Here is an 11,348-nt window from a genome sequence, read left to right on the forward strand (position 1 = left end):
GAACTGGCACCTGTGGCGAGGGGATTAATCCCCGCTGGGGCGCGAAGCGGCCCTGAAAAAGGCACTGCTGCGCACTCCAGCGGGGATAAATCCCCTCGCCACAAAGGCTCACTCCTACAAAGGATCTGTGTTTGGATTACGAACCGCGATAGGTCGAGAAACCGTACGGGCTCAGCAGCAGCGGGATGTGGTAGTGCTGATCAGTCTGCTTGACCTGAAAGATCACCGGAATTTCCGGGAAGAACGTCTCATGCTTGATCTTCTGGTAATACTCGCCGGTCTTGAACACCACGCGGTATTCACCGGCTTCGAATGGCTGTTTGGCCGGGAACAGTTCGGCGATCCGCCCTTGTTCGTTGGTGGTGCCTTGGGCCAGTGGCTGCCAGTTTTCGCCGACGTGTTTTTCCAGGGTGACGTTGATGCCCGGTGACGGCAGGCCGTTTTCCAGGTTGAGCACGTGCACGCTCAGCGGATTGCCGGCGGCCAGCGCCAGGCTGGAAACAGCGCTCAGGCCGAGCGCGGCGAGGGTCATGCGCAGGGTGGTCATGGTGGATCTCCTTAGTGGGAACGGGTGATGGTCAGGCCGGCTTTGTCGGCGGCGGCGCGGGCGCAGTTTTCGTCTTGCTCACCGCCGCCGGAACCGGCCACGCCCATGGCGCCGACCAGTTCGCTGCCGGCGAACAACGGAATGCCGCCGCCGAGCAAGAGCAATTCATCGAGGGTGTTGAGGTTGGCCGTTTCCGGGTTGCTGCGGGCGCGCTCGGCGAACAGCCGCGTCGGCGTCTTGGTCGACAGCGCGGTGTAGGCCTTGCGTTGGCTGGCGGCGGTGTTGTGCGGGCCGACGCCGTCACCACGCAGAGTCACCAGCAGGTTGCCGCCACGGTCGAGTACCGACACCGTGCCGGTGCAACTGCTCATCGCCTTGTCCGCCAGCCAGCGTGCGGTTTTCAGGTCGAGATCGGCGTGGCGCGGCAGTTCTGGCGTGGCGCTCGCGGCGCCGCTGAGGCCGAGGATCAGGCTGGCGACAAGGTATTTGACGGTCATGTGCAGGCTCCGAATGGGAAGGTCTGCACCTTAACCGGCGCACTTCGTCAGAACCCCGTCAGGCGGATTACAAGTTTGTAATGGGCAACGGCGGCGAACACGCCTAGCCTGTGTACCTGATCAATCGAGGTGTGCCATGCGTTTGCTGGTCGTAGAAGATGAAGCCAAAACCGCGAATTTCCTCGCCAAGGGCCTGGGCGAGTCGGGTTTCGCCGTGGACGTGGCGCTCAATGGCCTCGACGGCCGCTATTTCATCGAGCAGCAGGAATACGACCTGATCATCCTCGACGTGATGCTGCCCGGCCTCAACGGCTGGCAATTGCTCCAGCTGATTCGCCAGCGCGGCGCCACACCGGTGCTGTTTCTCACCGCCAAGGACGCCATCGAAGACCGCGTCCGTGGGCTGGAACTGGGCGCCGATGACTACCTGCTCAAACCCTTCGCCTTCGCCGAGTTGCTCGCGCGCGTGCGCACGCTACTGCGACGCGGGCCGATGCGCGAAGCCGAGTCGTACAGCATCGCCGACCTGGAAATCGACGTATTGCGCCGCCGGGTCAGTCGCGGCGGCCAGCGCATTGCCCTGACCAACAAGGAATTCGCCCTCTTGCAGCTGCTCGCCAGCCGCCAGGGCGAAGTGCTTTCGCGCACGCTGATTGCCTCGCACGTGTGGAACCTGAATTTCGACAGCGACACCAACATGGTCGAAGTCGCCGTCCGGCGTCTGCGCGCCAAGGTTGATGATCCGTACATGCCGAAACTTATCCACACCGTGCGCGGCGTCGGTTATCAACTGGAAGCGCCGGACGATGTGGAGTAAGTCGATCGCCTGGCGATTGGCGCTGGCCTTCGCCATGGTCTGCGCGCTGGTGCTGAGCGCAATCGGCGTGTTTCTCTACCGTTCGCTGGCCTCGGAATTGGCCTTTCGTGACGACATGGCTCTGCTCGGTCGCCTGGAGCAAGTACGCGCCTTGCTCGCCGACAGCGACAGCCTCGACGCCTTGCAGGCACGGCCACGGCTGTATCAAAACATGCTCGGCAATCTCGACAGTCTGTTGCTGGTGCGCCGGGCCGACGGCTCCAGCGTGATCGCGATCAACCCGCGCCAGCGTGAATTGCCGGCGCTCAATGCATTAGCGCGAGAGCAAATGCCGCAGCGCCGTGACGTGCTCACCTGGCAGGCCAGTGACGGCGCCGAGCTGGCCTTGCTGTCCGGCCACGCCCAAGGCCCCAACGGTGAAACCCTGACGGTGATCGCCGGCAAAGTGCTCAGCGAGCGCGAGCAGATGCTCGGCAGTTATCGCCTGCGTCTGTACCTGTCCGTCGGCCTCGGCGCGGTGCTCGCGTTTGCTCTGGGCCTGTTGCTGCTGCGGCGCGGCTTGCAGCCATTGCATCAGTTGAGTGAAGCGGTGCGCAGCATCGATCTGCGCAGCCTCGATCGACGCCTGCCTACCGAGGGCACGCCGAGCGAACTGCGCGAGCCGGTGCACGCGCTCAACACCATGCTGGCGCGGCTGGACGACAGCGTGCAGCGCCTGTCGCAATTCTCCGCCGACCTCGCGCACGAAATCCGCACGCCGCTGCACACCTTGCTGGCCAGCAACGGCCAGGCCCTGAACCATCCGCGCAGCACGGCCGAATATCAGGAAGTGCTGGCCTCGAACATGGAAGAGTTCGAACGGCTCAAGCGCATGGCCGAGAACCTGATGTTCCTCGCCCGCGCCGAACAGGCCGAACGTGCGCTCAATCTGCACACGCTGGACTTGCGCAACGTCGGCGACGAACTCTGCGATTACTTCGAAGCCCTGGCCGATGACCGCGACCTGCAACTGCAAAACCGCATGCACGGCGAATTGCTCGCCGACCAGCAACTGCTGCAACGTGCCCTCGGCAACCTGCTGGCCAACGCCGTACGCCACGCCGACCCCGGCACCCTGATCAGTCTGCAACGCTTCGATGAACGGGGTATGTGCTGGCTGCAAGTGCACAACCACGGCCCGGTCATCGCGCCAGAGCATCTGGGCAAACTGTTCGACCGTTTCTACCGCGTCGATCCTTCACGTGCGGAACCGGGAGATTCGGGTGGGCTGGGTTTGGCGATCGTGCAGTCGATCATGCAGTTGCATGGCGGGCAGGTGCGGGTGAGGAGTGATGTGGGGGGGACGGTGTTTGAGTTGGGGTTTGCGGGGCCGTGTTAAGACGTTAGCGATGGCTGACCATCTACGCTAAGCTCATTCATTTGCATTGTTTATGATGCATTTTAATTTTTTAGGTGGATTTTGCATTGTAAGCAATGCATTTGGGGCGGTGATGGAAAAAATTGGCGAGTTGATCAGATGCTTGCGTAAGGCCGAAAAGCTGTCCCAACAAGCTTTGGCGCAGCAATACGGCATGAGCCGCGCAACAATCTCGGGGATTGAAAACAACACGATCTCGGAAATCGGTTTGCGCAAAGTCGAAGCCATTCTTAACGGATTCGGCTACGAATTGGCCGCAATCCCCCGCGCCTCTCGACGGCCGACACTCGACACGCTGCGCAAGGTGAACTTCCATGACTGAGGCATTGGACCGCTTGCAGGTCTGCGTCGGCGGCCATGAGGTTGGAAGATTGGGGCGCGGGCACGCAGATGTCGACAGCGTGTTCAGCTATCGGGACGATGCGATTGATGAAAATGCCGTTTCGCTGACCATGCCGACACGCCTGGAAAGTTATGGTTGTGAACGCGGCATTCATCCGATATTCGAGATGAATCTTCCTGAAGGTGCGTTGCGCGATGCGTTGGTCCGGCGTTTCAGCAAAGCCGTGCGCGGCTTCGATGACTTCGCTTTACTAAGTATCGTCGGCCCGCATCAACTCGGGCGTCTTTCGATCGCGAGCGCATCGACAACTGATCGTCCACCTGAAACCTCGCTGGCTGAATTGTTGGTTCATGACGGTGCGCAAGGTTTGTTCGAGGATCTTTTGCAGACTTACGGGCAGTATTCCGGAGTTTCAGGCGTGCAGCCCAAAGTGTTGGTGCGTGACAGTGCCGCTGCAATAGACCGACTGACGCACCGAGGCTCGACTCATCTGGTCAAAGCCTTCCGTGCCGAAGAGTATCCCGAGCTGGCAACCAACGAATTTTTCTGCCTGCGCGCTGCGCAACTTTGTGGCCTCGACGTGCCGCATTTCGAACTCAGCGAGCATGGCAAATTTCTCGTCATCGAGCGTTTTGACTTGAGCGACACCGGATACCTCGGTTTCGAAGACTTTTGCGTGCTCAACGGCTGGCCGTCGAAAGCCAAATACGATGGGTCTTACGAAGGAGTCGCACGGCAGATCAAGGCGTTTGTTTCGCCCTCATTACTCAAGCACGCACTGGAAGCTTTCTTCAAGATTGTCGCTTTATCGGCGGCATTGAAAAACGGCGATGCCCACCTGAAAAACTTTGGCGTGCTCTATGAGGATTGTGGCGAGCACTCATTGGTCAGGCTGGCTCCGGCGTACGACATCATCACCACGTCGGTGTACATCAAGAGCGATAGCATGGCACTGCTGTTGGGCGGTCCGAAGGCGTGGCCCAAGCATAAAATGCTTACCAGGTTTGGTCGTACGGCCTGCAATCTGAGTGAAGCGCGTTGTAACCAGTTACTGCATATGGTCGCGCACGGTGTGCAGCAAGCGCTGGGCGAAATGGCGGAGTACATCGCAAATCATCCTGCCTTCGCGGAGGTGGGCGCTGCAATGATCGAACAATGGTCGGCCGGTCTGGCGCGCAGCCTGCGCAATAGTTGAAACTCAGCGCAACTGATCCCGAAACTGCCCCGGCGTCATCCCTGTCCAGCGCTTGAACGCGCGGCTGAAGCTGCTGGTGTCAGCGAATCCCAGCAGATAGCTGACTTCACTCAAGGAACACTGCGGGTCACGCAGGTGCAGCAGCGCGAGATTCTCGCGGCTTTCGTTGAGCAGGGTGTCGAAGCGACAGCCCTCATCCGCCAGATGCCGCTGCAGGCTGCGCAGGCTCAGGTGCAAGGCCTGGGCGATGCGTTCGGCGCTCGGTTCGCCTTCGGGCAGTTGTTCTTCAATCGCATCGCGCACCTTGCGCTCCCAGGTCAGCGGTTTGAGCTGGGCGAGGGTGCGTTTGAGTACGGCTTCGTTGTGTTCGGCCAGTTCCGGGTTGGCGTCGTCGAGGTGGCTGTCGAAGTCGCTGAGGGCGAATTCCAGGCGGTCTTCGGTGGCGCAAAAATGCACCGGCGCGCGGAAGACTTTGTGCCATTGCTGGGCGTCGCTCGGTTCGGGGCGGCGCAAGTACACCGCCAGCGGTGCGTAGTTACGGCCGAGGCGATTGCGGCAGGTGCGCACGTAGATCGCCGCGAAGGCGTCAATGGCTTCGACGGCCGGTGCCGGGTTGCCGGGCGGAATTTTCAGGCGGAATTGATAACGGTCTTCGCTGCGGCTCAGCTCCAGTTCCAGCGCATCGCTGACCACCGGGTGATAGCGCACGATGCGTTCGAACACTTCGCGCAAGCTGCCGCTGGCCACCAGTGCATAACCGAGCGCGTGGAAGGTGGTCGGGCTGACGAAACGCGACACGCGCAAGCCCAGCGCCGGGTCGCCGCTGGCTTCAACGGCGAGCGCCCATAGGCGCGTGGTACCGGACAGCGGATAGCGCGCATTGGGGTCGTCCATCAGCGCTGGGTCGAGCCCGGCCTGTTGGCACAAGGCAAGGCTGTCCAGCCCGAGCGCGTCGAGTTGTTTGCGCAAGGCGCGGGTCCAGCTGGCAAGGGAGGTCGGTTCCTTCATGCGGATTGGCGCGTCCGGTCAACAGGTTGGCGTTCTTGGCTAGCGCGGATCGAACCCCGGCAAGGCACGATGCATTCATCTTAGACCCGAGGATGGAAGCATGGACGGTACTTCTGCAAGCCCTGAACGACTGAATGCGGCGCAGCGCTCGGCACATATTCGCCAAGTGGTGCTGGCCAAAGGTGCGCAATTGCGTGAGCGCTACCCGATTCTTCAGCATCAGGATGCCCTCGGTGCGGGGATTCTGGCGTTTGCGCTGGCCGGGATGATCGCTTCGGCGGCGCTGTACATCACTGGCGATATGGCTTGGTGGGTGTGCCTGCTGCTCAACGGGTTTTTCGCCTCGCTGACCCATGAGCTGGAACACGACCTGATCCACAGCATGTACTTCCGCAAACAACGCGTGCCGCACAACCTGATGATGGGCCTGGTCTGGCTGGCGCGGCCGAGCACGATCAATCCGTGGATCCGTCGCCATCTGCACCTCAACCATCACAAGGTTTCCGGCACTGAAGCCGACATGGAAGAGCGCGCAATCACCAACGGCGAGCCGTGGGGGTTTGCCCGTCTGCTGATGGTTGGCGACAACCTGATGTCGGCCTTTATCCGCCTGATGCGCGCCAAGACCTGGGCGCACAAGTGGAGCATCGGCAAGCGCGTGCTCAAGGTCTACGCACCGCTGGCGCTGCTGCACTGGGGCGCGTGGTATGTGTTTCTCGGCTTTCACGCGGCCAATGGCATCGCGCATTTGCTCGGCTCGCCCATCGAGTGGTCGGCCACCACGCTTTCGGTGATGCAGGTGATCGATATCGCCGCCGTGGTGATCATCGGGCCCAACGTACTGCGCACTTTTTGCCTGCACTTCATCAGCTCGAACATGCATTACTACGGCGACGTCGAACCGGGCAATGTGCTGCAGCAATGCCAGGTGCTGAACCCTTGGTGGCTGTGGCCGTTGCAAGCGTTCTGCTTCAACTTCGGCAGCAGTCACGGGATTCATCATTTCGTGGTCAAGGAGCCGTTTTACATTCGTCAGATGACTGTGCCGGTGGCGCACAAGGTCATGCGCGAGATGGGTGTGCGGTTCAATGATTTCGGCACGTTTGGCCGGGCGAACCGGTTTGTGCGCAGAGATGAGGACGTGGTGTCCGGGGAGGCGGTGGAGGCCTGACAGATGCCCCTCACCCTAACCCTCTCCCAGGGGAGAGGGGACTGATCTAGCTGTTTATGCTGGATACATCGACCTGAAATTTCGAGCCGACCTCAGGTTGGAAAAGCATGAAGATCTGCTCCCTTTCCCCCTCTCCCTCAGGGAGAGGGCTGGGGTGAGGGGGGCTTTTGATCTTGGTTCAATCCGGCTGAAACGGCGAAGCACTGAGGATCACCCCGGTCTCTTCCACATACCGCTGCCAATGCCCGATCAAGTCAGTGAGTTTCTGCGGCTGACTCAACGCCAGATCATGAATCTCCCCTGGATCGCTCGCCAGATCATAAAGCTGCCAGGTCGCTGGCCCTACCGGTCCGGGAATCCACACCGCCTTCCACGAGCCCTGGCGAATCGCCCGGCGTCCGAACAATTCCCACCCTGTCACGGTGTGCTCGTCATGCACCTGCGCGGTTTCGCCGGACAGGAAGCCCAGCCACGACTTGCCGCGCAGTGGCGCCACCGCTTTGCCTTTCCACTGTTTGCCCGGATGCCGCACGCCAGCCAGATCGAGAATGGTCGGGGTGATGTCCATCACCGTGCCGAAACCATGGCTGATCTGCCCTTTGAGCGGCAGTTGCGGATAGTGCAGCAGCGCCGGCACGCGGATCCCGCCCTCGGTGGTGAAAGCCTTGAACAAGCGTGACGGCGCGGTTGCCACTTGCGCCCAGTTCGGCCCGTACCAGACATAGGAATTGGCCCGGCCGATGTTGTTGAGGCTGTTGTCGTAATGCTGGTTGAGGTAGGTCATCAGCTCCGGGCCGAACTTGGGGAACGCTTCCAGCAGCGCGCCTTCGGCCCCGTTGTCGGACATGAACAGGATAAACGTGTTGTCGAGCTGTCCCTGCTGGCGCAGGTAATCGACGACCCGGCCGATGTTCCAGTCCATGCGCTCGACCATCGCCGCGTAGACCTCCATGGCTCGTGCGGAAATCTGCTTTTGCTCATCGCTCAAGGCGTCCCACTGCGCGCTGAGCTGAATCAGCGGGTGCGGCTCGACGTCCGCGTCGATCAGGCCCAGCGCCTTGAGTTTTTCCAGGCGTTCGAGGCGCAGCACTTGCGGGCCAGCGTCGTAGCGGCCACGGTATTTCTCGACGATCTCGGCCGGTGCCTGCAGCGGCCAGTGCGGCGCGGAGAAGGGCAGGTAAGCGAAGAACGGCCGGGTCTGATCGCGTTCCTTGAGGTACTGCAGCAGCTTGTCGCCGAAGGCATCGGAGGAATAGAAATCCTTCGGCAACTCGTCAACAAACTGATCGTCCTCGATGTACAGCGCCGGGGTGGATTTCAGCAGGCCCGGCGTTTGCTCATCGTAGGTCGGCTCGAAACCATAGTGGTTGGCAGCGCCCGGCAACAGTGAAAACGAACGCTCGAAACCACGCGCATGGGGCGCCAGTTCAGCCTTCAGACCCAAGTGCCATTTGCCGCTCATCAAGGTTTGATAGCCGGCCTCGCGCAGCAGCTCGGGCAGGGCGACGACGCGGTCATTCAGGTAGCCTTCGTAACCAGGTTTGCCGATCAGTTCCGGGGTCAACGCTTCGGCCATGGTGCCGATGCCGGCGATGTGGTGATCGGTGCCGGTCAGTAGCATCGAACGCGTCGGCGAGCAGGTTGGGGCGGTGTGAAAATCGGTCAGACGCAGACCGTTGTGGGCCAGCGCATCGAGGTTCGGCGTAGCGATTTCGCCGCCGAACGCACCGATGTCGGAAAAGCCTAGGTCGTCGGCCAGAATCACTAGAAAGTTGGGACGTTGCGGCATCGCGAAACTCCTGTTCAGCAGGCAATGAACGTCAGCGGCAGATCGCGGATCTGCACCGGTGCGCTCGGTTGGTAATGGTCATCACTGGTTAGCTCGTGCAGCAGTTCTTCGCGCAACTGATGAAAGTCGTAACTGCTGCGCTGGCGCGGGTGCGGCAGGGCGATGTCGACCACTTGCTTGATCCGCCCCGGACGCGGCTCCATCACCACCACGCGGTCGGCCAGAAAAATCGCTTCCTCGACATCGTGGGTCACCAGAATCGTGGTGATCTGTGCCCGCTCGCGGATCGCCAGCAGCTCGTCCTGCATTTGCTGGCGGGTCAGTGCGTCGAGGGCGCCGAAGGGTTCGTCGAGCAACAGGATTCGCGGGCTGGCGACGAGACCGCGAGCAATCGCCACGCGCTGCGCCATGCCGCCGGAGAGTTGATGCGGATAGGCCGCGGTGAAATCGCTGAGGCCGACCAGCTCGATAAAGTCTTTGATGCGTTGTTGCTTCTGCGCTCCGCTCAGCGGTTCATTGACCAGACCCAGGCCGATGTTGTCGGCGACCGTCAGCCACGGAAACAGACGATGTTCCTGAAAGACGATGCCGCGCTCGCCGCCGATGCCGCTGACGGCCTTGCCATCGACACTGATCTGCCCGCGAAACTCGGTGTCGAGGCCGACCAGCAAACGCAGCAAAGTGGATTTGCCGCAGCCGCTGGAGCCGACGATGGCGACGAATTCGCCCTCGGCAATGTCCAGGTTGAATTCGCGAATCGCCTCCAGTTCGAAACCGTTGACGGCGAAGGATTTGCCTACGTGGTTGAAGCTGACAATCGGTGCGTTCATGCGTGTCTCCAGCGGGTCGCGCGAATTTCCAGGCGTTGGCCGATCAGGTTGAGCAGGGCGCCGGTGAGGCCGACCAGCAGCATGCCGGCCATGATCAGATCCATACGCAGCAGCTGCTGCGCGCCGATCATCTGACTGCCGATGCCGCCATTGGACGGCATGAAATATTCAGCGCCGATAGTGCCGAGCCAGGCGTAGATCAGGCTCAATCGCAGCCCGGCGAAGATCCCCGGCGCAGCGCCGGGCAGGACCAGTCGACGCAGGCGCTGGCCGAGGCTCAGGCGCAGCACTTGCGCGGCTTCGTTGAGTTGCGGCGAGAGGTTGGCGACGCTGCGCTGGGTGGCGACGAACAGCGGGAAGAAGGCGGCGAGAGCGACGAACACCCACTTGGCCAGTTCGCCGAGACCGAACCACGCGGTGAGCAGCGGCACCCAGGCGAAAATCGCAATCTGCCGCAGTGCGGCGAGTGTCGGGCCGAGCAGGCGTTCGCTGAAACGCGACAGGCCGAGCAGCAAGCCCAGGGCGAAGCCGAGGCCGCCACCGATCAGCAAGCCGCCGAGGGTGCGGCTCAGGCTCAGCGCCATGCCGTTGACCAGCGTGCCGTCGAGCAGTCCGTCCCATGTCGTGCTCAGCACAGCCGCAGGGCTGATCAGAATATTCGCGTCGACCCACTGCTGATCATTGGCCGTTTGCCAAAGCGCCAACAAGCCCAGCGGCAACAGCCACGGTTGCAGGCGCTGCCAGCCCTGATAGCGCGGGCCGCGTGTGATTTGCGCGGTGGCCGGGTGCGGCCAGTGCACCAGTCTGCGGTCGAGCAGACCGATGCCGCGATCCATGGCCACGCCGATCAGACCGATGACCACGATGCACACGAACACGATGTCGAGCATGAACAACTGCCGCGCCCAGACCATCAGATAGCCGATGCCTTCGCTGGAGGCCAGCAGCTCGACCGCCAGCAACGAGGTCCAGCCGGCAGCGAGTGCCAGGCGCACGCCGGCCATGAACGCCGGCAGCGCAGCGGGAAGCACCAGGCGCCGAATCAGCAGACGCGGCGGCAGGCGCAACACGGCGGCGGCTTCGCGCAGTTTCGGTTGTGCATCGCGTACGCCAACCAGTGTGTGCAAGGTCACCGGCACCACAATGGCCTTGATCAGCACCACCAGTTTCAGCAGTTCGCCGATGCCAAAAAACACCATGAACAGCGGAATCCACGCCAGCGTCGGCACCTGCGCCAATCCAGCGAATGTCGGAAAAACCAGGCGCTCCAGACGTCGACTGAAACCCAGTGCGGCGCCAAGCACCGCGCCGGCCGAAACGCCTGCCAACAAACCCCAGAACAACCGTTGCAGGCTGATCCACAAATGACTCCACAACTCGCCTTGGGCCAGTTCCACAGCGCTGCTCCACACCAGCGATGGCGCCGGCAGGATCTGCTCGCTCATCCACTGATTGCGCGCGGCCAGCCACCACAGGACGAACAGGCTGACGGGCAACAGCCAAGGCAACAGGCGTTGATTCAGGCTCGGCCAGGTGCGACGGCTTTTCAGCGGCGGCGCGGCCAGCGGCAGGCTGAGCAGAGATTGACGGGCCATGGGTGACCTCCGTTGTCGGGTTGCATGGCGAACCGCTTTTCATGTGGGAGCGAGCCTGCTCGCGAAATGGCTGTTTTAAGGCAGCATTGATGGCGGCTGGCATGGCCCCTTCGCGAGCAGGCTCGCTCCCACATTGGGT

At 61.8% G+C, this 11,348-nt stretch carries 11 protein-coding genes; 5 read left to right on the forward strand and 6 right to left on the reverse strand.

The features are described 5' to 3' along the window. Positions 1-136: 136 nt before the first annotated feature. Together uraH and QMX86_RS24890 are read right to left on the reverse strand one after the other, a co-directional pair. Positions 137-547 carry a hydroxyisourate hydrolase gene (uraH, locus tag QMX86_RS24885; protein ID WP_042610175.1) on the reverse strand — a complete coding sequence of 137 codons (411 nt, stop codon included), beginning with the start codon at positions 545-547 and terminating at the stop codon, positions 137-139. 11 nt (positions 548-558) lie between these two features. Continuing rightward, positions 559-1,044, reverse strand: a complete 486-nt coding sequence (locus QMX86_RS24890) for a heme-binding protein (RefSeq protein ID WP_041477439.1) — start codon at positions 1,042-1,044, stop codon at positions 559-561. 136 nt (positions 1,045-1,180) lie between these two features. Between QMX86_RS24890 and QMX86_RS24895 the strand changes: the two genes are divergently transcribed. The 4 genes from QMX86_RS24895 to QMX86_RS24910 all read left to right on the forward strand — a co-directional run bounded on the left by QMX86_RS24895 (position 1,181) and on the right by QMX86_RS24910 (position 4,816). After that, a complete protein-coding gene (locus QMX86_RS24895; protein ID WP_282386664.1) occupies positions 1,181-1,861 on the forward strand; it encodes a heavy metal response regulator transcription factor in 681 nt (226 codons plus the stop codon). After that, positions 1,851-3,239: a heavy metal sensor histidine kinase gene (locus QMX86_RS24900; protein WP_282386665.1), complete on the forward strand. Its 1,389-nt coding sequence runs from the start codon at positions 1,851-1,853 to the stop codon at positions 3,237-3,239. The genes QMX86_RS24895 and QMX86_RS24900 overlap by 11 nt, the downstream gene beginning before the upstream one ends. A gap of 112 nt (positions 3,240-3,351) precedes the next feature. Then, positions 3,352-3,600, forward strand: a complete 249-nt coding sequence (locus QMX86_RS24905) for a helix-turn-helix transcriptional regulator (protein WP_282386674.1) — start codon at positions 3,352-3,354, stop codon at positions 3,598-3,600. Then, entirely contained in the window at positions 3,593-4,816 is a 1,224-nt protein-coding gene (locus QMX86_RS24910) for a type II toxin-antitoxin system HipA family toxin (protein WP_282386667.1), read from the forward strand. The genes QMX86_RS24905 and QMX86_RS24910 overlap by 8 nt, the downstream gene beginning before the upstream one ends. Before the next feature lie 3 nt (positions 4,817-4,819). On the opposite strand, the gene QMX86_RS24915 is transcribed toward QMX86_RS24910, so the two are convergent. Beyond that, positions 4,820-5,824, reverse strand: a complete 1,005-nt coding sequence (locus QMX86_RS24915; RefSeq protein ID WP_282386669.1) for an AraC family transcriptional regulator — start codon at positions 5,822-5,824, stop codon at positions 4,820-4,822. 100 nt (positions 5,825-5,924) lie between these two features. Between QMX86_RS24915 and QMX86_RS24920 the strand changes: the two genes are divergently transcribed. Beyond that, positions 5,925-6,995: a fatty acid desaturase gene (locus QMX86_RS24920; protein ID WP_282386671.1), complete on the forward strand. Its 1,071-nt coding sequence runs from the start codon at positions 5,925-5,927 to the stop codon at positions 6,993-6,995. Positions 6,996-7,173: 178 nt separating this feature from the next. On the opposite strand, the gene QMX86_RS24925 is transcribed toward QMX86_RS24920, so the two are convergent. From QMX86_RS24925 to QMX86_RS24935, 3 genes are read right to left on the reverse strand one after another with little or no spacing between them, the layout of a single operon-like run. Next, entirely contained in the window at positions 7,174-8,784 is a 1,611-nt protein-coding gene (locus QMX86_RS24925) for an arylsulfatase (RefSeq protein ID WP_073471494.1), read from the reverse strand. A gap of 14 nt (positions 8,785-8,798) precedes the next feature. Further along, positions 8,799-9,614: an ABC transporter ATP-binding protein gene (locus QMX86_RS24930; RefSeq protein ID WP_264364339.1), complete on the reverse strand. Its 816-nt coding sequence runs from the start codon at positions 9,612-9,614 to the stop codon at positions 8,799-8,801. Beyond that, positions 9,611-11,209, reverse strand: coding sequence for an ABC transporter permease subunit (locus QMX86_RS24935; RefSeq protein WP_122705305.1), 1,599 nt, complete (start codon positions 11,207-11,209; stop codon positions 9,611-9,613). The genes QMX86_RS24930 and QMX86_RS24935 overlap by 4 nt, the downstream gene beginning before the upstream one ends. Positions 11,210-11,348: the final 139 nt, after the last annotated feature.

The organism is Pseudomonas sp. PS01270, assembly GCF_029959775.1.
In the GTDB taxonomy this organism is placed as follows: domain Bacteria; phylum Pseudomonadota; class Gammaproteobacteria; order Pseudomonadales; family Pseudomonadaceae; genus Aquipseudomonas; species Aquipseudomonas atacamensis.

Bases quoted from the DNA above. Each gene is read 5' to 3' on its own strand.
- uraH (WP_042610175.1), bottom strand. From the start codon at position 547: ATGACCACCCTGCGCATGACCCTCGCCGCGCTCGGCCTGAGCGCTGTT.
- QMX86_RS24890 (WP_041477439.1), bottom strand. From the start codon at position 1,044: ATGACCGTCAAATACCTTGTCGCCAGCCTGATCCTCGGCCTCAGCGGC.
- QMX86_RS24905 (WP_282386674.1), top strand. From the start codon at position 3,352: ATGGAAAAAATTGGCGAGTTGATCAGATGCTTGCGTAAGGCCGAAAAG.
- QMX86_RS24925 (WP_073471494.1), bottom strand. From the start codon at position 8,784: ATGCCGCAACGTCCCAACTTTCTAGTGATTCTGGCCGACGACCTAGGC.
- QMX86_RS24915 (WP_282386669.1), bottom strand. From the start codon at position 5,824: ATGAAGGAACCGACCTCCCTTGCCAGCTGGACCCGCGCCTTGCGCAAA.
- QMX86_RS24935 (WP_122705305.1), bottom strand. From the start codon at position 11,209: ATGGCCCGTCAATCTCTGCTCAGCCTGCCGCTGGCCGCGCCGCCGCTG.
- QMX86_RS24930 (WP_264364339.1), bottom strand. From the start codon at position 9,614: ATGAACGCACCGATTGTCAGCTTCAACCACGTAGGCAAATCCTTCGCC.
- QMX86_RS24910 (WP_282386667.1), top strand. From the start codon at position 3,593: ATGACTGAGGCATTGGACCGCTTGCAGGTCTGCGTCGGCGGCCATGAG.
- QMX86_RS24920 (WP_282386671.1), top strand. From the start codon at position 5,925: ATGGACGGTACTTCTGCAAGCCCTGAACGACTGAATGCGGCGCAGCGC.
- QMX86_RS24900 (WP_282386665.1), top strand. From the start codon at position 1,851: ATGTGGAGTAAGTCGATCGCCTGGCGATTGGCGCTGGCCTTCGCCATG.
- QMX86_RS24895 (WP_282386664.1), top strand. From the start codon at position 1,181: ATGCGTTTGCTGGTCGTAGAAGATGAAGCCAAAACCGCGAATTTCCTC.